26 protein-coding genes and 1 riboswitch are annotated in these 19,918 nt (G+C 66.2%); of the genes, 13 read left to right on the top strand and 13 right to left on the bottom strand.

What is annotated here, in order from left to right:
• Positions 1 to 19 precede the first annotated feature (19 nt).
• From ACZY0B_RS21810 to ACZY0B_RS21795, 4 genes are all read left to right on the top strand, one after another.
• Complete coding sequence (locus tag ACZY0B_RS21810) at positions 20 to 613, top strand: peptide deformylase (RefSeq protein ID WP_463766309.1); 594 nt, start codon at positions 20 to 22, stop codon at positions 611 to 613.
• Positions 613 to 1,428, top strand: a complete 816-nt coding sequence (locus tag ACZY0B_RS21805; RefSeq protein WP_463766308.1) for a GNAT family N-acetyltransferase, cg3035/Rv0428c family — start codon at positions 613 to 615, stop codon at positions 1,426 to 1,428. The genes ACZY0B_RS21810 and ACZY0B_RS21805 overlap by 1 nt, the downstream gene beginning before the upstream one ends.
• 41 nt (positions 1,429 to 1,469) lie before the next feature.
• Positions 1,470 to 2,276, top strand: coding sequence for an exodeoxyribonuclease III (locus ACZY0B_RS21800; protein WP_463766320.1), 807 nt, complete (start codon positions 1,470 to 1,472; stop codon positions 2,274 to 2,276).
• Positions 2,277 to 2,444: 168 nt separating this feature from the next.
• On the top strand, positions 2,445 to 2,882 hold the full coding sequence (locus ACZY0B_RS21795; RefSeq protein ID WP_463766307.1) for a hypothetical protein: 438 nt from the start codon (positions 2,445 to 2,447) through the stop codon (positions 2,880 to 2,882).
• A 12-nt stretch (positions 2,883 to 2,894) separates the two neighbouring features.
• On the opposite strand, the gene ACZY0B_RS21790 is transcribed toward ACZY0B_RS21795, so the two are convergent.
• On the bottom strand, positions 2,895 to 3,149 hold the full coding sequence (locus tag ACZY0B_RS21790; RefSeq protein WP_463766306.1) for an Rv1535 domain-containing protein: 255 nt from the start codon (positions 3,147 to 3,149) through the stop codon (positions 2,895 to 2,897).
• Positions 3,150 to 3,212: 63 nt separating this feature from the next.
• Between ACZY0B_RS21790 and ACZY0B_RS21785 the strand changes: the two genes are divergently transcribed.
• Entirely contained in the window at positions 3,213 to 3,488 is a 276-nt protein-coding gene (locus tag ACZY0B_RS21785) for a hypothetical protein (protein WP_463766305.1), read from the top strand.
• Between the two features lie 6 nt (positions 3,489 to 3,494).
• Here ACZY0B_RS21785 and ACZY0B_RS21780 read toward each other — a convergent pair whose 3' ends face one another.
• Positions 3,495 to 4,154 (bottom strand): PAS and ANTAR domain-containing protein, encoded by a 660-nt coding sequence (locus tag ACZY0B_RS21780; RefSeq protein ID WP_463766319.1) that lies wholly within the window; start codon positions 4,152 to 4,154, stop codon positions 3,495 to 3,497.
• A gap of 236 nt (positions 4,155 to 4,390) precedes the next feature.
• Positions 4,391 to 4,501, top strand: a riboswitch (TPP riboswitch).
• On the opposite strand from ACZY0B_RS21780, the gene thiC reads away from it, so the two are divergent.
• From thiC to ACZY0B_RS21765, 3 genes are all read left to right on the top strand, one after another.
• Positions 4,494 to 6,134, top strand: coding sequence for a phosphomethylpyrimidine synthase ThiC (gene thiC, locus ACZY0B_RS21775; protein ID WP_463766304.1), 1,641 nt, complete (start codon positions 4,494 to 4,496; stop codon positions 6,132 to 6,134). It overlaps the preceding riboswitch by 8 nt.
• Entirely contained in the window at positions 6,131 to 6,958 is an 828-nt protein-coding gene (thiD, locus tag ACZY0B_RS21770; RefSeq protein ID WP_463766303.1) for a bifunctional hydroxymethylpyrimidine kinase/phosphomethylpyrimidine kinase, read from the top strand. Before thiC ends, thiD begins: the two co-directional genes overlap by 4 nt.
• Positions 6,959 to 7,007: 49 nt before the next feature.
• Complete coding sequence (locus ACZY0B_RS21765; RefSeq protein WP_463766301.1) at positions 7,008 to 7,628, top strand: alpha/beta hydrolase family protein; 621 nt, start codon at positions 7,008 to 7,010, stop codon at positions 7,626 to 7,628.
• Positions 7,629 to 7,632: 4 nt separating this feature from the next.
• Here the strand turns inward: ACZY0B_RS21765 and ACZY0B_RS21760 are convergent, their stop codons facing one another.
• Entirely contained in the window at positions 7,633 to 7,887 is a 255-nt protein-coding gene (locus ACZY0B_RS21760; protein ID WP_463766300.1) for a hypothetical protein, read from the bottom strand.
• A gap of 98 nt (positions 7,888 to 7,985) precedes the next feature.
• Here ACZY0B_RS21760 and ACZY0B_RS21755 point away from each other — a divergent pair, with 98 nt between their 5' ends.
• The 3 genes from ACZY0B_RS21755 to ACZY0B_RS21745 all read left to right on the top strand — a co-directional run bounded on the left by ACZY0B_RS21755 (position 7,986) and on the right by ACZY0B_RS21745 (position 9,564).
• On the top strand, positions 7,986 to 8,174 hold the full coding sequence (locus ACZY0B_RS21755) for a hypothetical protein (RefSeq protein ID WP_463766318.1): 189 nt from the start codon (positions 7,986 to 7,988) through the stop codon (positions 8,172 to 8,174).
• Positions 8,175 to 8,237: 63 nt separating this feature from the next.
• Complete coding sequence (locus ACZY0B_RS21750) at positions 8,238 to 8,675, top strand: MarR family winged helix-turn-helix transcriptional regulator (protein WP_463766299.1); 438 nt, start codon at positions 8,238 to 8,240, stop codon at positions 8,673 to 8,675.
• 16 nt (positions 8,676 to 8,691) lie between these two features.
• Positions 8,692 to 9,564, top strand: coding sequence for an LLM class F420-dependent oxidoreductase (locus ACZY0B_RS21745; protein ID WP_463766298.1), 873 nt, complete (start codon positions 8,692 to 8,694; stop codon positions 9,562 to 9,564).
• Positions 9,565 to 9,576: 12 nt separating this feature from the next.
• Here ACZY0B_RS21745 and ACZY0B_RS21740 read toward each other — a convergent pair whose 3' ends face one another.
• From ACZY0B_RS21740 to ACZY0B_RS21715, 6 genes are all read right to left on the bottom strand, one after another.
• A complete protein-coding gene (locus ACZY0B_RS21740) occupies positions 9,577 to 10,068 on the bottom strand; it encodes a DUF4190 domain-containing protein (protein ID WP_463766297.1) in 492 nt (163 codons plus the stop codon).
• Positions 10,069 to 10,110: 42 nt separating this feature from the next.
• Positions 10,111 to 11,607 carry a neutral zinc metallopeptidase gene (locus tag ACZY0B_RS21735; protein ID WP_463766296.1) on the bottom strand — a complete coding sequence of 499 codons (1,497 nt, stop codon included), beginning with the start codon at positions 11,605 to 11,607 and terminating at the stop codon, positions 10,111 to 10,113.
• 103 nt (positions 11,608 to 11,710) lie between these two features.
• Positions 11,711 to 13,180, bottom strand: coding sequence for a M28 family peptidase (locus tag ACZY0B_RS21730; RefSeq protein WP_463766317.1), 1,470 nt, complete (start codon positions 13,178 to 13,180; stop codon positions 11,711 to 11,713).
• An 8-nt stretch (positions 13,181 to 13,188) separates the two neighbouring features.
• Positions 13,189 to 14,685, bottom strand: a complete 1,497-nt coding sequence (locus tag ACZY0B_RS21725) for a M28 family metallopeptidase (RefSeq protein ID WP_463766295.1) — start codon at positions 14,683 to 14,685, stop codon at positions 13,189 to 13,191.
• 59 nt (positions 14,686 to 14,744) lie between these two features.
• A complete protein-coding gene (locus tag ACZY0B_RS21720) occupies positions 14,745 to 15,164 on the bottom strand; it encodes a DUF2752 domain-containing protein (protein ID WP_463766294.1) in 420 nt (139 codons plus the stop codon).
• Positions 15,165 to 15,185: 21 nt separating this feature from the next.
• Complete coding sequence (locus ACZY0B_RS21715) at positions 15,186 to 15,515, bottom strand: CD225/dispanin family protein (protein WP_463766293.1); 330 nt, start codon at positions 15,513 to 15,515, stop codon at positions 15,186 to 15,188.
• Between the two features lie 337 nt (positions 15,516 to 15,852).
• Between ACZY0B_RS21715 and ACZY0B_RS21710 the strand changes: the two genes are divergently transcribed.
• Positions 15,853 to 16,374 (top strand): serine/threonine protein kinase, encoded by a 522-nt coding sequence (locus tag ACZY0B_RS21710; protein WP_463766292.1) that lies wholly within the window; start codon positions 15,853 to 15,855, stop codon positions 16,372 to 16,374.
• A 178-nt stretch (positions 16,375 to 16,552) separates the two neighbouring features.
• The gene (locus tag ACZY0B_RS21705) at positions 16,553 to 17,071 is read left to right on the top strand and encodes a serine/threonine protein kinase (RefSeq protein WP_463766291.1); all 519 of its coding nucleotides are present in this window, start codon (positions 16,553 to 16,555) and stop codon (positions 17,069 to 17,071) included.
• Between the two features lie 3 nt (positions 17,072 to 17,074).
• On the opposite strand, the gene ACZY0B_RS21700 is transcribed toward ACZY0B_RS21705, so the two are convergent.
• Genes ACZY0B_RS21700 through thiO form a run of 4 tightly spaced genes read right to left on the bottom strand, consistent with a single transcriptional unit; the run spans position 17,075 to position 19,815 of the window.
• Positions 17,075 to 17,842, bottom strand: a complete 768-nt coding sequence (locus tag ACZY0B_RS21700) for an SGNH/GDSL hydrolase family protein (protein ID WP_463766290.1) — start codon at positions 17,840 to 17,842, stop codon at positions 17,075 to 17,077.
• On the bottom strand, positions 17,839 to 18,597 hold the full coding sequence (gene thiG / locus ACZY0B_RS21695; protein ID WP_463766289.1) for a thiazole synthase: 759 nt from the start codon (positions 18,595 to 18,597) through the stop codon (positions 17,839 to 17,841). The genes ACZY0B_RS21700 and thiG overlap by 4 nt, the downstream gene beginning before the upstream one ends.
• On the bottom strand, positions 18,590 to 18,787 hold the full coding sequence (gene thiS / locus ACZY0B_RS21690) for a sulfur carrier protein ThiS (RefSeq protein WP_463766288.1): 198 nt from the start codon (positions 18,785 to 18,787) through the stop codon (positions 18,590 to 18,592). The genes thiG and thiS overlap by 8 nt, the downstream gene beginning before the upstream one ends.
• Complete coding sequence (gene thiO, locus ACZY0B_RS21685) at positions 18,787 to 19,815, bottom strand: glycine oxidase ThiO (protein WP_463766287.1); 1,029 nt, start codon at positions 19,813 to 19,815, stop codon at positions 18,787 to 18,789. The genes thiS and thiO overlap by 1 nt, the downstream gene beginning before the upstream one ends.
• Between the last annotated feature and the right edge of the window lie 103 nt (positions 19,816 to 19,918).

Below are 19,918 nucleotides of genomic sequence, written 5' to 3'. Positions count from 1 at the left end.
GGGCTTAAGCTAGCCGACCATGGCAGTCGTACCCATTCGCATTGTGGGCGATCCGGTGTTGCACACGCCGACGACGCCGGTGCCCGTCGACGCCGAGGGTTCGCTACCGGCAGACCTCGCCGGGTTGATCTCCGACCTGTACGACACCATGGACGCCGCCCACGGCGTCGGCCTGGCCGCCAATCAAATCGGACACGGCCTGCGGCTGTTCGTCTACGACTGCGCCGATGACCGCGGAATGACCGAACGCCGCCGCGGCGTGATCATCAATCCGATCCTGGAGACCTCTGAGATACCCGAGACCATGCCCGACCCGGGCGACGACGACGAAGGTTGCCTGTCGGTTCCCGGCGAGTCGTTCCCCACCGGGCGCGCGACTTGGGCACGGGTCACCGGTCTCGACGCCGACGGCAAACCGGTCACCATCGAGGGCACCGGATTGTTCGCCCGGATGTTGCAACACGAAACCGGGCACCTGGATGGATTCCTTTACGTGGACCGCCTCATCGGCCGGCACGCCCGCGCGGCAAAACGTGCCGTCAAATCCCACGGCTGGGGCCTACCCGGGCTGTCCTGGACGCCGGGCGAAGGACCGGATCCGTTCGGTCACTGATGGTCTCGTGGCCCGCGATCGGAACCCGGGTGACGGTTCGCTACCGGCGTCGGCCCGGATCGGTTCCGCCGCTGACGGATGCGGTGGGACACCTGTTGGCGGTCGATCCGATCGTGCGGGTGCAGACAAAGACCGGTGCGGTCGTCGAGTTCGCGGCGGCCGATGTGGTGGCGCTGCGAGCGCTGACCGACGCGCCGGTGCGCACCTCGGCGATCCGCGCACTCGAGTACGCCGCCGCGGCTGCCCGGGCCGGCGCGGAACACGCCTGGCTGGACGGCTGGCTGTTGCGGGCCGAGCCCGAAACCGGCTTCACCACCAATTCGGCAGTGCCACTGGATATTTCCGCCCAGCTGAGCTCGGTACCCGCGATCGCCGCCTGGTACGGCCGTCGCGGCCTGACGCCGTGGCTGGCCGTCCCGGACCGCTTGTTGGCGCTGCCGCCGGCCCTGGTGAGCGAACACGTTGAGCGCGTGTTGGTGCGCGACGTGGTTGACCTCACCGCCCTGGAGCCCGGCCCGTCCATCACACTGGCGGATCCACCCGAGGACGCGGCGGTGACCGACGCGCCCGACGGCACACGGTGGGTGGGACTTTCGGCGACGTGCCTGTCCGATAGCCGGCTCTGCGAAGCACTGCTGGCATGGGGTGCACACCGCGGCGCCACCCGCGGCTATGTCGCAGTCGCCGAGCTGCGGGCACCGCCCGCTTGCGGGGAAGAAGCCGCCACCGCCGCGCTCGCCGAGGATCTGGGCTTCCGACTGCACCACCGCCGTCGCTACTTCGAAGTCCGGCCGGGAGCCTGGGATACCGTCTAGCCATGCCCGACAGGACGGTTGATGACGGCGACCCGCTGCGCGTGCGACTGGCGACCTGGAACGTCAACTCGATTCGCACTCGCCTGGACCGCGTCGTCGACTGGCTGGGTCGCGCCGACGTCGACGTGCTGGCCATGCAGGAGACCAAGTGCTCCGACAGCCAGTTCCCCGCGCTGCCATTCCTGGAACTCGGCTACGAGGTCGCACACGTCGGCTTCAATCAGTGGAACGGTGTGGCGATCGCCTCCCGGGTGGGCATCGACAACGTGCAGATCGGATTCGACGGCCAGCCCACGTGGAGCAGCAAGCCGGAGGTAGCCGCCACGGCGGAAGCCCGGGCTTTGGGTGCCACCTGCGGCGGCGTCCGGGTGTGGAGTCTGTACGTGCCCAACGGCCGCGCCCTGGCCGACCCCCACTACACCTACAAGCTGGATTGGCTTGCCGCCCTGCGTGATACGGCGGCCGGCTGGCTGCACGACGATCCGACCGCGCAGATCGCGATGGTCGGCGACTGGAACATCGCCCCGACCGACGAAGACGTGTGGAGCACCGAATTCTTTGACGGCGCCACGCATGTGTCCGAACCGGAACGCCAGGCGTTCAACGCCATCGTCGACGCGCAATTCAGGGACGTAGTAAGGCCTTTCACCCCGGGCCCCGGCGTCTATACCTATTGGGATTACACCCAGCTTCGGTTCCCGAAAAAGCAAGGCATGCGCATCGACTTCATCCTCGCTTCACCGGCGCTGGCGGGCCGCGTCGCCGACGCGCAGATCGTGCGCGACGAACGCAAAGGCAAGGCGCCCAGCGATCATGCACCGGTTTTGGTCGACCTGAATCCTGAGTAGGCGCCGAAATTCCCGACCGTTTCCGTTGTCTGCGCGTTTCCGACGTGGCAGCATTTCGCCTGTTAGATGCGTGAACAGTTTTCGTTGCTGCTGTTAACTGCCCGTTCGGCGGGTATACATGTTGCTACGCGGTTTGCAAAGAGAGCAACCGAGGAACCGGGAGTCATCATGGGTGTCGTCGGAGGAGCAGTCCGCAACGTAGGGAAAACAGTCAATCGCGCCGCAGACGCCACGACCGCCGCCGCCGGCGCGGTCGGCGGTGCGGCAGTCAACGGAATCGTCGGTGGCGTAACAGGGGCCGCCGAGGGCATCAAGCGGGGCATCAACTCGGGCAGTCATTCGACACCGGCGGCCGCATTGGCCATCGGCGCGCTTGGCGTGGCCGGGCTGGTCGAGTGGCCGGTCTTGTTGGCCGTCGGTGGCGGCGCATTGTTGTTGCGACGGCTGAATCAGAGATCCGAGGCGCCGGCGAAGGCCAGCCTCAAGCCGGTACCCACCGAGCCGACAACACAAAAAGCCGCACCGCGTAAGGCCGCCGCCAAGTCTCCCGCCAAGAAGACGGCGGGACGTCGGGCGGGAACCGCCGAGTTGCGCAGCACCAACTGACGCGGAGCCGGCTTACGCCAACGCGCGCTGCGGCCGCCGGTGCGGCCGTCCCGAACCGTGTGCGGACGGGTCGGGACAGAGCGTCCCCCTCGGCCGCGGAGCTACCCGGGCCGAAAACCGCGGAGGCCTGCGATGCCCGCGATCGGGCTCGACGATCTCCACGATCCCGACGCGCCACAGAAGCGCATAGAGTTCGAGCAACGGCACCCTCAGCACCGAGGCAACGGATGAAAATATCGGATCGGCCAGGTTATCGGTCGTCGACATACGTCTGACGGTGACCAAGTCACCGGGCGAGTTGGGAAACCCTTCGTTACTGAAAGGCAAATGATGGCGGAAAAGAAAACTCGCCGGGCAACGTCGCAGCGCGAGGCGGTAGAGAAAATTCGCGAAGGCGAAACCTTTGTCGTGAAACTGCCCCTGGTGGGCCAGGCCGAGATTCCGCGGCCCGAACAGCTTGCTTACTACGGTGGTCTCGCCGCCCTGGCCGCCCTGGAACTCATCGAGTGGCCGGTCGCCCTGGTCATCGCGGCCGGACACCTGCTGGCCAGCAATCACCACAACCGGCTGCTCGAAGAGCTCGGCGAGGCGATGGAAGAGGCCTAGCAGCCGCTATCGGCCGTTTTCAGCCGGAATGCGCTCCTGGATCGTCAGCAACAGGTGGTCAAACTTGCTCTGGACGGCCCTAGACATCGGCGGCAGGCCGCTGACATCGTGGATCAGTTGCCTGGCCAGCGTGCGCAGCTTGATATTGGTCTCTTGCGAACGCCACTGCAACACCCGGAACGCCTGGTCGGGGCTGATCCGGTAGACGGCCATCATCACGCCCTTGGCCTGCTCGATGGCCGCGCGGTTTTCGAACAGGTCCGGCAGCGCTTCGTCGAGCACTTCCTGACGGCTCTCGTGACGGGCTTCGTCGAAGGTGCCGGTGAGGTCGATGTAATAGCCGGCCGTCCCGGTCACCGCACCCGAGGAGTCCACGATCCGATCGGCTACGACGATCGCCTCGTGCACACCGCCGTTCGTGTCGACAAACCGGTGACGGCTCGAGAACGAGTCCCCGGAATGCAATGCAAGCTGGAGCAGATCCCGGACGTGTTCCCGGTCTTCGGGATGCTTGTGCGACAACATCAGTTCGGTGGTCGGCGCGACCTTGCCCGGTTCGTAGCCGTGCATCCGGGCAACCTCGTCGGACCACTCCCAGCGCTCACCATCGAACCAGAACCGAAAACTGCCGACGTTCAGGTACGTGAGCGCGGCGTCCCCGGTCACGCTGGTCGGCTGCTCCCGCGTCCGGGGGAAATTCGCGGCGGCCGTTTGCTTGGGCTGCGACACTCGGCCATCATCGCACTCCGCGAATTACCGGTAAAGCAATCCGTTCATGGGGAACCATTCAGCGGCAAGACCTGGTCAATGTCTTCGCAATCCGGACGGCTTGTGCGCCCGTGCGGCGCAGATGGTCCGCGGTGAGGGTAACGTCGCGTGCGGGCGTTTTTGGCCACCCAAAAGTAAACAACCGCGGGAGCGCACGCCGAGTGTGCTGAGAGGACGGCTTGGGGCCGTCGACCGTACGAACCTGACCGGGTAATGCCGGCGTAGGGAGATGAACAAATGACCGTAACCGTCGAACCATCCGTCACCACCGGACCCATCTGGGGCAGTAGCAAGGCTTACCGCGAAATACCGGGCCCGGACGGAGACACACTGCGGGTGCCGCTGCGGCGGGTGCACCTGTCCACCGGAGACGACTTCGATCTCTACGACACCTCGGGGCCTTACACCGATCCGGGCGTGACGATCGACCTGGCGGCCGGGCTGCCGGCGCGGCCCGGGCTGGTCCGCGATCGCGGCACTCAGCTGCAGCGTGCCCGGGCCGGCGAGATCACCGCGGAGATGGCGTTCATCGCCGCCCGCGAAGACATGCCCGCCGAGCTGGTGCGCGACGAGGTCGCCCGCGGACGTGCGGTCATCCCGGCCAACCACAACCACCCCGAGATCGAGCCGATGGTCATCGGCAAGGCATTCGCGACCAAGGTCAACGCGAACATCGGCAACTCGGCGGTGACGTCGTCGATCGCCGAGGAGGTCGACAAGATGGTGTGGGCCACCCGGTGGGGCGCCGACACCATCATGGACCTGTCCACCGGCAAGAACATCCACGAGACCCGCGAGTGGATTCTGCGCAACTCGCCGGTGCCCGTCGGCACGGTGCCGATCTACCAGGCGCTGGAAAAGACCAAGGGTGACCCGACCGAGCTGACCTGGGAGCTCTACCGCGACACCGTGCTCGAGCAGTGCGAGCAGGGCGTGGACTACATGACCGTGCACGCCGGCGTGTTGTTGCGCTACGTCCCGCTGACCGCCAAGCGGGTCACCGGCATCGTCAGTCGCGGCGGCTCCATCATGGCGGCATGGTGCCTGGCGCACCACCGGGAGTCGTTCCTGTACACCAACTTCGACGAGCTCTGCGAGATCTTCGCCCGCTACGACGTCACCTTCTCGCTTGGCGACGGACTGCGGCCGGGCTCGATCGCCGACGCCAACGACGCGGCGCAGTTCGCCGAGCTACGCACCCTGGGCGAGCTGACGAAGATCGCGAAATCCCATGGCGTGCAGGTGATGATCGAGGGCCCGGGACACGTCCCGATGCACAAGATCGTCGAGAACGTGCGGCTGGAAGAGGAGTGGTGTGAGGAGGCCCCGTTCTACACGCTGGGCCCGCTGGCCACCGACATCGCGCCGGCCTACGACCACATCACCTCGGCGATCGGCGCGGCCATCATCGCCCAGGCCGGTACCGCGATGCTCTGCTATGTGACCCCCAAGGAGCACCTGGGCCTGCCGGACCGTAAGGACGTCAAGGACGGGGTGATCGCCTACAAGATCGCCGCGCACGCAGGCGATCTCGCGAAGGGGCATCCGCACGCGCAGGACCGCGACAACGCTTTGAGCACGGCGCGTTTCGAGTTCCGCTGGAACGACCAGTTCGCGCTGTCACTGGATCCCGACACCGCGCGGGAGTACCACGACGAGACGCTGCCGGCCGAGCCCGCCAAGACGGCGCACTTCTGCTCGATGTGCGGTCCGAAGTTCTGCTCGATGCGAATCACGCAGGATGTCCGCGACTACGCCGCCAAACACGGGCTCGAGACCGAAGAGGACATCGAGGCCTTGTTCGCCACCGGGATGGCAGAGAAGTCGGCCGAATTCGCTGACCACGGCAATCGGGTGTATCTGCCGATCACGCAGTGAATTACCTGCCGCTGCCCGCGCCGGGCACCACGCCGCGCCGGGTGCTGTCCATCGCCGGGTCGGACTCCGGAGGCGGCGCGGGCATCGAAGCCGATATGCGCACCATCGCGATGCTGGGCGTGCACGCGTGCATCGCGGTCACCGCGGTCACCGTGCAGAACACCCTGGGCGTCAAGAGCTTTCACGAAGTTCCCGACGACGTCGTCGCAGGCCAGATCGAAGCGGTGGTCACCGACATCGGCATCCAGGCCGCCAAGACCGGGATGTTGGCGTCGCCCCGCATCATCGACACCGTGGCCACCACCTGGCGCCGGCTCGAGTTGACGGTGCCGCTCGTCGTCGACCCGGTAGCGGCATCCATGCACGGCGATGCGCTGATGGCGCCGGCGGCGCTGGATTCGCTTCGCAATCAACTGTTTCCGCTAGCCACGCTGGTGACGCCGAATCTCGACGAGGTGCGGCTGCTGGTGGGCATCGACGTGGTGAACGCCGAGTCGCAGCGCGCGGCGGCCAAGGCGCTCCACGCGCTGGGCCCGCAGTGGGTCCTGGTCAAGGGCGGTCACCTGCGGTCGTCGCAACGCAGCTGCGACCTGCTCTATGACGGCACGGACTTCCACGAGTTCGATGCGCAGCGGATAACGACGGGCAACGATCACGGCGGTGGTGACACGCTGGCGGCCGCGATCGCCTGCGCACTGGCCCACGGCCTCACCGTGCCCCAAGCTGTCGAGTTCGGGAAGCGCTGGGTCACCGAATGCCTGCGTGCCGCCTACCCGCTCGGCCACGGCCACGGCCCGGTCTCGCCACTGTTCCGGCTGTCATGATTGCCCGCTTCCTTCTCCGTCCGTTCCGGACCGCATCGTCAGCGGGCGCATGAATCTCGACCAGATCGCGGGCATCGCGCACCAGCCCGACGGCGTACCGCAAGGTGTCGTGGTGCTCACCCACGGCGCCGGAGGGGACCGCGAATCCGAACTGCTGCAACGGGTTTGCGACGAGTGGGCGCGGCGCGGCTGGCTGGCGATACGGTACAACCTGCCGTACCGTCGACGCCGGCCCAAGGGGCCGCCGTCGGACTCGGCGGCAACCGATCGCGCCGGAATCGACGAGGCAATCACCGTGTGCCGCAACCTTGCTGCTGGCCCGCTGATCGCGGGTGGACATTCCTACGGCGGCAGGCAGACGTCGATGGTGGTCGCCGAGACGAACCCGGCGCAGGTTGACGTGTTGACGCTGTTCTCCTATCCGGTCCATCCGCCGGGTAAGCCGGAACGCCCCCGCACCGAACACCTGCCCGATATCCGGGTGCCGACCGTGTTCACCCACGGAACGTCGGACCCATTCGGCACGCCGGCCGAAGTGCGCGATGCCGCGGCGTTGATCACCGCGCCGACGGAGGTTGTCGAAATCACCGGCGCGCGACACGACTTGCGCTCAAGGACTCTCGACGTGCCCGCGCTCGCGGTCGACGCGGCGCTGCGGCTGTTGCGCTGAGACGTTAGGACCCCGGCAGTGTGCAGGTGGTCGGAAGCAGCAGAATCGCGGGCCACAGCGCAGCGGCTTCACCGAATGCGGCGGCGTCCGAACCGGAGATCACCTTCTCCCATTCGGCCTGGAGTTCGTGCACCCGGTCGGGGTGGATGAAGGCCCAGAAGAAGCCGATCAAGAGGTAGGGCACGGCGAGCCAGAGCGCCATCTCGATGAGCGCTTGGACCGAAACCGGACGCGCAAGCACGCGCCGAACGCGGGTCATTACTGCCGCTAGCCCTCCCATATGCGCAACGATAGGTCAGACACCGGGAAGGGGTGAGGTGGTTGATCACTAAGCTGCGCCAGCTGCTGAACTACGAGATGACGGTGGCCGAGTGGATCGCACTCGCAGTGCTGCTGGGCATTCCCTACTCGATTGTCGGCCTGATCTGGTCATCGACACACACCAACCATCTTCGCGGTATGCAGGGCGCGGACCTGGTGGTGTCGTTTCTCGGCTCGATCATCTCCTGGCCGGTGCTGATGTTTTCCAACGTCTGCATGACGTGACGCCCACCCCGAATTAGTCAGCCCAAACTGGACAGTCTTAACTGTCTAATTTAGGATGGTGGCATGGATGGCATCGGCGAGTCCGCTGCGACAGCCGCCCGAGATATTCGAGTGGTGTTCAGCCGCCTACGACGTCGGTTGAGAGATGTCGAGGTCCGCAACGACCTGACCCCGTCACAGACAGCGGTGCTCACCCGGCTCTGGAAAGAGGGCGCGTCGTCGGCCAGCGAGTTGGCCGGCGCGGAACGGGTACGTCCCCAGTCGATGGCAACCATACTGGCCGCCCTGGGCCAACGAGGGCTCATCGAGCGCACCCCCGACCCCGAAGATGGTCGGCGCCAGGTGGTCTCGTTGACCAAGGCAGGCCGCCAGCGCGCCGAAAGCGACCGCCAAGTGCGGGAGGAGTGGCTGGCACGCACCTTGCAGGAGCGCTACTCCGAAGCCGAGCGTCGCATCATCGTCGACGCGCTATCACTGCTCGAGCGATTGACCGAGTCATGAAAGGGCATTGGTTGCAATGGAAATAGGTGTGCACTTTATCGACTTTCTCCCCGGCGATACCGCCGAGCTGGGTCCGACGCTGGCCGAGGCGGCCAGGACGGCCGAGCAGGCGGGCGCGACGATGTTCACCCTGGCCGACCACTTCCTTCAGATGGAAAACACCGGACGGCCGGCAGAAGACCCCTTCCTCGAGGGTTACACATCGCTGGGTTTCCTTGCCGGGCAAACGACTACGATCGACTTGACCCTGTTGGTCACCGGGGTCACCTACCGCTACCCGGGAGTGCTGGCCAAAACGGTCACCACGCTCGACGTGTTGTCGCAGGGCCGCTCGATGCTGGGCCTGGGCGCGGCGTGGTACGACCGCGAGCATGCGGCGCTGGGTATTCCGTATCCACCGGTGAGCCGGCGCTTCGAGATGCTCGAGGAGACGCTGCGGATCTGTCGGCAGATGTGGAGCGAGAACGACGGCCGGTTCGACGGCAAGCACTACCAGCTGGCCGAGACAATCTGTGAGCCGCAACCGATTCGGCGCCCGCCGATCCTGATCGGCGGCGACGGTGAGAAAAAGACGCTGCGGCTGGTCGCGCAGTATGCCGACATCTGGAACAGCACGGTGACCGAGGTCGACGGGCTCCAGCACAAGATCGACGTGCTCAACCGGCACTGCGACGCGGTGGGCCGGAACCCCGGCGATATCCGCAAAACCGTTGGCGCTCTTGCAGACCCGTTCGAGGACGTCGACGGATATCTGAAGACCGTGGAGTGCTATGCCGACCTGGGAATCGAGCTGATCAACGTCGGTCCGCTGCCCGGAAACCCCGACCCCGTCGGCTTCATCCGACGCTTCGGCGACGAACTGATCCCCCGGCTCGCCGAGATCGGCTGAGCGCCTGAGTCTTTATGCAGCGATACCTGGGATGGCCGGCGGCGCAACGGAGTCGACGATGAGAACCACAGCCGGGGCTCCTGAATACCGGTGGTGGTGTTCCATGCTCCCACTGATCACCGAGAAGATCCCACCGAGGATGCCGAACACGGTGAGCACCGCGCCGATGGCTATTCCGGCAATGGCCAAACCGCGGCCGCCTTCACCGGTCTGTTTGATCTTGCTCAGTGCGAGAATGCCGAAGATGATGCCCAGGATCGGCCCAATGCCGCAGAGCCATCCCAACAACGAGCAGACCAACGAGGCGATCGCCATGCCATTGGTGCCGACGGCTTGCGGGTAACCGGGACCCGGCGGGGGTGGGTAACTCGGTCCCGGCGGGGGCGGATAACTCGGTCCCGGCGGAGGCGGATAACCCTGCCCCGGCGGAGGCGAATAACCCTGCCCCGGCGGGGGATAGCCGGATTCGCCCGGGGGCGGATAGCTAGGCGGTTCTTCCGTCACGGACGCCTCCTGAGGTCAAGTGGCCTATACTCTACGCCTCGCTCAGCCTGGGTAGCGCGAGTAGCACGCGTCCATGTTGCCGGTCACGCCGCCACGGAACGCCGCTATGCGCGTGAAGCCGGCCGGCACGCTGGTCCCGTCCGCATCGCTGGCAACCATATGGTTGGTGAGCAAACCGGCGACGGCCTCGTCGAGGTCACCCGCGGTCAACAACAGCTCCTTGTGCGAGGGGGTGTCGATGGGTTCGGCCATCTTTCGGTGCACCACACCGGTCAGGCATGCGGTCCGCAGCGCAGTCCACGGGCTCTGCATCGCTAGACCGCGTTGGTGTTGTACCGCAAGCGCATATCTCGACATCACGATCGACAGGGCGGTGTCATCGCCCTGCGGCAGGGTGTTTTCGCTCTCGTTGGACAGTTTGCCGACCTTCGCCAGCGCGGGCAGGTCGACAGCGATGGTGTTGGTGGCCGGGCAGTAGGAGGCCGGCGGGCTGGCCTTGGCATCCGGGCAATCGGCCGGCGTGTAGGACAAGGTCGGCGGGTTCTTCGGCGAGAACACCTTCCCCAACAGCTCCATCAGCGTCGACAAGGTGTCTTCGTTGATCGCGACCTCACCGGTCTGCGGGTTGCCGTCGGGATCGAACTGCAAAGCCTTGGGCAGGTCACCACGGCGCTGCGCGATTTCTTGCTTGTTGATCTCCGCGCAGCCCGCGGCGCCACTGATGAAGCCCATCTGGAAGGCGCTGATCCGGTCCAGCGCCGACCCATGCTCGTCGTCGTTCTCGGTGTCGGCGTCCATCGTCGGGTCACGGGTGATGATGACCCCGGCCAACACATGGTCGAGTCCGTCGGCGGTGCTCAGCGTGAAACGCGACGACTTCCCGGCGGCAACCCAGTACAGATAGACGCCCGCGAAACAGTCCGCCTGCTGCTCGCGAACAATGGTGGGATCTGTCCGCGTCACCAGTTTCGCCATCTGCTGCAACGCGTGCCCGAACTCGTGCGCCAGCACACCGGTGACCGACATGTCGCCGAAATAGCGTTGCGCGACAGGCATGAACACCGTGCGATCCCAGGCGATCAGGTTGCAGCGCGACGTGAAAAAGGCGTTGACGAGCTTGTACGTCTCGTTGTGGCAAACGATGGGGCTGCTCGGATCCTTGGAGTCGTAGGAGACCAGCTTGGCGACGGGAAGGAAGGTTCCCTTCAGCGACTGGCTGTACGTCGATTTCCAGTAGTCCTGGATGTCGTTGACCGACAGCAACGATAACTTGTCGATCGCCCCGTTGTCGGTGTTGACCACTGTGCCGGTCGGGGCGGGTCCGTCCGGGCGGATCCCGCTAGGACCGTTGGTAGCGGGGAGATCCCCGACATGGAATGGGTCGTTCAGCATCGACAGGGCCCGCCCATCGAGCACGGTGGTACACCCCGCTACCACGAGCACCGCCGCTGCACAGGCAATTACCGCCCTCAGCGAACCGCTCGCGGTGCGCCTGCGACCACCGTGGCACCGACGTCGATCTTGCCCGCGGTTCATCATGACCTACCTCATCCCGACCGGCTGCACGGCAGCATCAAAGGGTTCTCATTCTAGATCCGCTGGATGACCGGTGGAGCGGAACTGCGAGACCCAGCAAACGTCGCTAGGGTACCCGGGTCCGATGCCGTTTGTCGTGGGGTGGGACGCCGTTGACTCCTGAAATTGACTCGGCGTAGCTGCCCACGGCAAATGCCACGCCAGAGCCCATGACAGCCAACGCTTCCCGGTTGATGTTGTCGGCCGTGTCCCGGGGGCTCTGGAAGTTGGGATCGAACCCGACACCGGCCTGACCGCCCCACAGGCGAGCTTGCACAGGGGTTTTCAGCTGGGATGCGCCGGTGCTCATGCCGCCGATCGGCACGCCCGCGACCATGAACGGGTGGTAGTCGGTCCGGGTGCCCAACGGCATGTCGGCGGGCCGCCGGCCGGCCAGGTCGAGATAGCCGGACAGCGTGCGCTCGATTCCGGCCGACCCGTCGGGCACATCACCGAACGCGATCCCCTGTCCGGGCGGACCGGATTGATCGCCGTCATCGGTGAAGAAGCCGGCGTTCGGCGAACCGAGCAGGTTGAAGTTCAGGTACAGCGCGATGTCGTTGAGTTGCTCGTCATCCAGGCTGAACACGTAATCCATGACGCCGTTGAGGCCGTCCTCGTCGGCTCCCCAGAACACGAAGCGCACCGCGTTGTTCACCGGCGCCAACGGACCCAGCTGCAGAGCGGTCTCCAGCACCGCGGCCACCCCGGACCCGTTGTCGTTGATACCCGGTCCGCTACGCGGGCCGTCGAGATGAGCACCGACCATGATCACGTCTCGCGGCGAGCCGGTCTTGGTCTGCGCCAGCACGTTTCGGGACGTGATCTTGAGGTTCTCGGCATCCAGCACCAGCCGTACCGGCGCGGTGGCGTGGGACAGCGCGCTGCCGCCGTAACTCCCCACGACTGCGACCGGCATGGTCAGTTGCTTGTAGTAACCGGTGCTGAACAACGTGGGCGGGGCGCCCTGGCCGTTGGGCGCGCTGACCACGACCAGGGCGGCCGCCCCCTTGGCTTTCGCGTTGTTCTGCTTGTCGACCACCGAGCAGTGCGCGTCGTCCACGACGGCGATCGCACCCGTGGGCAGCGTGGCCGGGTAATCGTTCACCACGCAGCCCGACGGTTGGGTGGGCCGCACCGGTTGGCCGGTGAGACCACCGGGCGGTGTCCGGACCAGCAGCGAGGCCTGGTCCACCGAATAACTGCTGCCGGCAATCGTCAACGACGGCTTACCCGGCGACACCGCGTAGAGCCGGTCGAACTGTGGCGTGGCCACTTCGAATCCCTTGCTGCGCAACGTCTTCGCGACGTATTCGACGCTGGCGTCGTAGCCCGGTGTCCCCTCTGCCCGGTTCCCCTTGTTGGCGTTGGCGATATCCTGTAGCGCGCGGAGGTGGACGAACATCGCGTCGGCGGTGACCCTTCCGGCCAGCAGCCGACCGAGGTCCGGTGCGGCACCCGGCGGCGCCTGGCGCGGCGATGAGCATCCCGCCACCAGCCCGATCAGCGCCATGCCCGCGCACAGCCGCCGGATCATGGCCCCGTTCATGGCTTTGTGAGTACGTGGCGGGTGCGGTCTGCCATGACGGGAACCCCGTTTCGTCCGGTGACGTCTTGGGCGTACAGGGCCACCGCGTAGGCGACGCCGGCGCCGTTGATGCCCAGCGAGGTGCGGTCGATGTGATCGAGGGTGTCGGTCTTCTTGTGATAGTTGGGATCGAATGCCTCATCCGCCGTCCCGCCCCACAGTGTGGCTTGGTCACCGGACTTTTTGGCCTCCGCACCGGAGAACAGGCCACCGGCCGGGATACCGGCCAGGGTGAAGCCGTCGTAGTCGGAGCGTCCGTCGAACGAGGTGTCCTGCGCGGTCTTGCCCGCCGACTTCAGGTAGGCGACCAGCGTGCGTTCGATGCCGGCCGAACCTTCCGGCACCACCGGCTGGCCACGGGTGTCCGTCGGCAGGGATTGGTCGCCGTCATAGGTGAAGTAACCGGGGTTCGGCGAGGCGAGCATGTCGAAGTTCAGGTACAGCGCAATGTTTTTGAGGTCGTCGAGATTCAGTGATCCGACGTAGTTGCGTGATCCGATCAATCCGAGTTCCTCGGCACCCCAGAAACCGAACCGCACCGCATTGTGCACCTTCGGCGAATTACCCAGCTGCACTGCGGTTTCCAAGACCGCGGCCACGCCGGAGCCATTGTCATTGATACCCGGCCCCTCCGGCACGCTGTCCAGGTGCGCGCCCGCCATCACCACATCCGTCGGCGAGCCCGTCTTGGTCTGCGCGATGATGTTGCGGGCTTTGAAATTCTGGCTGCTGGCGTTCAGCTTGATGGTCGTCGGTCCCGGTTGAATACGCAGCTGCATTCCGACGGACTTGGTGACGCCGACCGCCGGAATCTTCACCTCGGTGTTGGGCCCGAGCGTGCCGCCCATCTGCTCCTCGTCGACGTTGTCGGCGACGATCATCGCCGCCGCACCGCGCTGCGCCGCGGCCTCCTCCTTCTGCGCGAACGGGCAGGTGCCGCGGTCCACCAACGCCACCGCGCCCTTGATCGGAAGGTTGTCGTAGTCGGAGGCCGCACAGCCCAGGCCGTTGCCCGTCGACACAGTCAGCAACGGCCCGCTTACCCCGTCGGGTCCGGTGCCGAGGCTGAACTCGAGCGCATGCGCTTCGACGGCCTTGCCGCCGACCGTCACCGCCGGCTTGTCGGCGTGAAAGACCCGCCCGGAGAACTCGGGGGTTTGCACGTCAAAGCCGCTGTTGCGCAACGTGTTCACCACATAATCAACGCTGGCTTCGTAGCCCGGGGTGCCTACCGCCCGGGTGCCGTTATTGGCGTTGGCGATGTCCTGAAGCTTTGTCAGGTGCGCCATCATCGCGTCGGCGGTGACCTTGTTGTGCAAGGTGTTGGCGAACTCGACTGCGGCGGGGTTGCTCGCCTGCTGGGAGTCGGCCGACCGATGGGAGCAGCCGGTCAACCAGGCGGCGAGGGCGATCGCGGCGAGCAGCGCCGCCGGCGTTCGTGATTTGTTCACCATCGCGCCCAAGGTTAGACGCCCGCCGCGCGTCAGCGCAGTCGGCTCACCGCGGCATCAGATCAGACATGCAGCCCACTGAATGGGGCAAAGGGAATGTTGCGCACCACAAACCAAACCGTCACCAACGACAGCGCGACCATGGCTGCCCAGCGCTGGTGTTGCCAGCTCCTGATCCGCCGTCCCGTCACCCGGCCATAGGTCCAGACCAGGTACGTCCACACCAACAGCACGACCGCCACCAGGCCCAAAGCGTTGAACCTGGCGGCGGCCATCAGATTGCCGTGCAACAGCGAATACAGCATGCGCAGGCTGCCGCATCCGGGACAGTCGATACCCAGCAGCGCCTTGGTCGGGCATACCGGCAGGGGACCACCCGGGGTGGTCGGATCGCCCACCCAGGTGGCGGCACACACCAACGTCGTGGACGCGGCGACCATCAGCGGGGCGCCGAGCCCGAGCGCAATATGCCCCTGGCGCATGACCGCGAGCGTAACCCGCGTTTAGCGCAGCCCCACAAGCATCGCCGCGGGGGTATCCGGCGTGCTCATGGCCGCCGCAATCGCGATGATCGCGTAGATGATGACGATGACAACCCATGCGACGACCGACCAGATCACCCACTTGCGAGCACTGGCGGCAGCTGCCGTCGCCTCGGCGTGCAAGCCCTGGGTCCACAATCCGTTCACCGAGGCGGCCTTCACGATCGCGACGATCCCGGTGATGGGGAAGCAGAACAACGTCGCCAGGATGGCCCACACCAAGTAGTTATTGGGTGCTTGCCCAGCAGGTTGCTGCGGCGGGTAACCCGGAGGTGGCGGTTGTGCGGTCATGGATTCTCCAGTCACGAGAAGTTAGCTGGCGTGAAGCGGTGCTTACCCTACCCGAGCCGAGTCGTGACGGCACTAGGTACGCAAGAATCAGTTCGGCGGGACCCTCGGCATCGCCATCGCCGCAGCGCCGCTCCGCATCGCCGGTTCGCGGGAAAAGCCGACGTGCCGACGAAATGCATTGTGTGGGTCGCACTTCCGCCACCACCGGGAATTACCCAGGTCAACCGCGATTCATGCCCAGAAAGACAATGTCCGCTGGAATGTATTGCATGGCCCCGACATAGCCCTACGATTCCGGTAGCACACGGCTGCTCCGACAACTGTAAGGAGTCGTTGGATGTCCCCTCTGACCAATGCGCTGCACGCCGCGACCGCCGCGGTGCTCGTGGGCGGTTTGGCGTTTGCGGGCGCCGCGACGGCGATGGCAGACCCCAACACCGGCAGCGCCGCGGATATCAACACATTGGCCGCCGCGCTGTCGAAGGGATACGGCCTCAACAACTGCACCGCCCAGTCGGTTCCCAGCGATGCGCTGGCCTACCTGCAGTGCGGGCAGAGCCCGGATCCGAGTGGGCCGGTACTGGGCAAGTATTTCCTCTTCAGCAATGGCGGCAATCTGGTTAGCTCGTTCAAAGCCGTCATCGGGGGTGACAGCCTGAGCAACTGCGGGGATGCTTCGTCGCCCGCGCCATGGCATCAAGGCAGCTCCACCACCAACGCGGGATCGGTGGCATGCGGGACTTTTCAGAACCATGCCGAGATCATTTGGACCAATGACGCCAAGAACATGCTGGGCCTGATCCGAGCCTCCAACAGTGACGTCCCGACGCTCTACCAGTGGTGGCGAAACAACGGCTGACGTTGCGGGGTTGGGCCCCAACGGGTTCCACGCTCACGATATCGAAAATAGTGCCGATGTAAATGGTATGCGACGGAATGGGTTGCATAGCCGTGGTTTATCCCTACGATAATCCTGGCAAAGACAAATGTCGTCGGCGCAGCCTTCCAGGCGGATACACGAATGTCAGGAGTCGAGGATGTCTTACCCGACCAAAACCCTGCGCGCCGCGACGGCCGCAGTGTTCACAGCCAGTTTTGTCTGCGTCGGTACTGCCACAGCGACGGCGGGCCCCATCGACACGCTCACCAGCGCACTGTCGAAGGGCTACACCAGCAGCAACTGCTCGCCCCAGGCGGTGTCCGAGGTGCAGGGCTCCTTTAACGCGCCTGTGGTAGCGGTGCTGCAGTGCGGACAGAACGCCGACTCCGCCGGTCCGATGGGCGGCAAGTATTTCTTGTTTGGAAGCAGCGCCGACACGGCCAGCTCGTTCACCAAGCTCATTAGCAGCGACACCCTCACCAACTGCGGAGATGCCAAGTCGCCGACCACATGGCACCAGGGCAACTCCGACTCGGCCGGACAGGTGGCGTGCGGGACGGATTCGGGTCAGGCCGAGGTGCTCTGGACCGTCGACTCCAAGAACGTGCTGGCCTTTGTCCGCGCGTCCAACGGAGACACCGCGGCCCTGTACAAGTGGTGGCAGGCCAACGGCTGAGCTTTATAGCTGGGCCGCAACAACTTCCGCCACCGCGCGCATCCCGGTGCCGTTCGGGTGCAACGGCGCGGGTCGACCCGGCAGCGGCACAACGTATTTCGCCGGCATGGTCGTCCACGGCTCGGCTGACCACGCATGGTGATCCCGGCTGGCCGCGGCAGCACCGACGACCTCGCAGCGGGTTGCCGCCGCCGCGTCGGCCGTGAGTCGTTCCAGGGTGGTGGCCACGTGGCGGCCCAGCTCGGCATCCGCTTCCGAAATCGGAGCCGCGGGCATGCCGGCGGGCGGCAGCATCGTCAGGTAGTCGACGAAGAAAATCCTTGCGCGTGGGGCGCGCTCGCGGACCGCTTTTCCGACCGCACATAAGGAATCGAACACTTCGGCCAGCGCCCGGTCGCGCGTGCCACGGTCCAGCAGTTCGGCTATCCGCGTGCCCAGCAGCGGTAGCCGCCGGGCCGGCCGCGGCAGCGCCGCCGCCATCAGCAGCGGAACGTAGCCGACGTCGTTGCCACCGATCGTGACGGTGACCAAGTCCTCCGCGCCGTTCAACGCGGTGATCTGGGGCGGGGCGCTGTGCTGATTATCGCTCAGGATGTGCGCCGTGGTCGCGCCGGAAAACGTGACGTCGACCAGCTCGAGGTTCATCCGTTCGGCGACCAGATGCGGATAGTTGCGGGCCGACCGGCCCGACCAGCGGGGAGCGTCGGCCGCGCGCGGCTGGATTCCGGGGCCGGCAGCCATCGAACTGCCAAGCGCTACATACCGTTTCATCGTTGCGGGCTGGATGCCTGCGCCCAGAAGCGTTTGGGGATTCGCCCGGCACGGCGCGCCAGATAACCGGCGGTCACCGCGGCCGCCATCGCGGCGGCCATGGCGGGCGGATCGGTGGCCCGGGTCACCGCGGTGGCCAATAGCACTGCGTCGCAACCCAACTCCATCGCCAGGGCGGCATCACTCGCCGTGCCGATGCCGGCGTCGAGGATCACCGGAACGCCTGCGCGGGCGACGATCATCTCGATGTTGTGCGGGTTGGTGATTCCCAGGCCGGTTCCGATCGGCGAGCCCAACGGCATCACGGCCGCGCAACCGGTGTGCTCCAGCCGGTGCGCCAGTGCCGGGTCGTCGTTGGTGTAAGGCAGCACGATGAATCCGTCGTCGACCAATTGCTCTGCCGCCCGAACCAATTCGACCGCATCGGGCAGCAGCGTGCGTTCGTCGGCGATCACTTCGAGTTTGACCCAGTTGGTGTTGAGCGCCTCGCGGGCCAGCTGGGCGGTGAGCACCGCTTCGGCCGCGCTGCGGCACCCGGCGGTGTTGGGCAGCGGCGTGATGCCGAGCCGGTTGAGCAGGTCCAGCAACCCGGTGCCGCCCTCGGCGTCGACCCGGCGCATCGCGACAGTGGTCAGCTCGGTGCCCGACGCGGTCAGCGCCTCCTGTAGCACCGCCAGGCTCGTCGCTCCCCCCGTTCCCATGATCAGCCGCGAGGAGAAGCTGCGGTCGGCGATCGTCAATTTGGGCTCAACCACCCTGCACCGCCGTCACTATCTCGAGCCGAGCACCGTCGAAAAGCTTTGTGGTCCAACTGGACCGCGGCAGCACGGCGTCGTCCATCGCCACCGCGATGCCGCATTCCGGAAGGCCGAGCGACTCCAGCAACCCGGCGACTGTGGTCTGCCCGTCGACCTCGACCGCATTTTCGTTGACTACCACGATCATCAGTGGACTCCCACCGGAACAAGTTCGGACACAATCTGTTCGGCCGTCCACGGCGCCAGCAGAAAGCCCGACCGGCCATGCCCGGCGGCGACCAGAGTGCGTTCGTCCAGGCGTTGCACCAGCGGCAGGTTATCCGGTGTCATCGGACGCAGCCCGGCGGCGCACTCGGCCAGCTCGTACTCGCCGAGCGCCGGCAGCACCGCGCACGCGTCGTCGAGCAGGTCACGTACGCCGGACACGACCGGGGCCGTGTCGCGGCCGTGCTCGTACTGCGTCGCCCCAACGACCACGCCGTCCGCCCGCGGCACCAGGTAAACCTGGCGCCCGTGCACCCGCGCACGAATCACCCGCTGCAGCAATGGCATACAGCCCTTTCGCCAGCGCAACCGGAGCACTTCACCCTTCACCGGGCGCACCGGTAGGCCGGGCCACAGCACCGGCGCGTCAATGCCGTTGGCGATCACCACCGCGTCGCCCTCGACCCGCGACAGGTCATGCGCCGGCGGCGCCCACTGCACACCGAGACGTTCACACTCGGCTGCCAGCGCGTCGAGGACGGCGCGGTTGTCCACGGCCAGTTCGGTGGGCGCCCGAAAGCCGTGTCGGACGCCTTGCGCCAGAAGGGGTTCGACGTCACGCGCCGCGGCCTCCCAGACCACCGGATGCCCCTGACCCGCCAGCCAGTCCGCGACCGTGCGCAGGTCGGCGACATCGGCCTGGTCGACGGCCACCACCAGCGATTCGCGGGCGGTGACCACGTCCGGCGGCAGCCCGTCCAGATAGCCGCCCTCGCGCCACAGCCGCAGCGACTCCAGGCCCAGCCGCAGCAAGTGTTCTTCACCCGGCCAGCCTTCGCTGTGCGGGGCCAGCATGCCACCGGCCACCCAGGACGCACCCTGCTCGCCGGTCCGGTGCACCCGCACCGACCATCCGGCCTGCGCCGCGCGGCGCGCCACTGACAGCCCGATGACTCCCCCGCCGATGACGGCCAAACACCCCGCCGGTGGGCCCGATACGTTCGTCGGCATCCTTGGCCTCCCTTCGCCGGCATGATCCGGATCAGGTGTGACGGTAAGGGCAGCTCCGGTCGCCCGGCTGTGCCCACTCTCAGCCCCGCAGACCGCTCGGGAC

Source organism: Mycobacterium sp. IDUB_19, from assembly GCF_055419445.1.
This window is presented reverse-complemented; position numbering and strand designations above follow the sequence as displayed.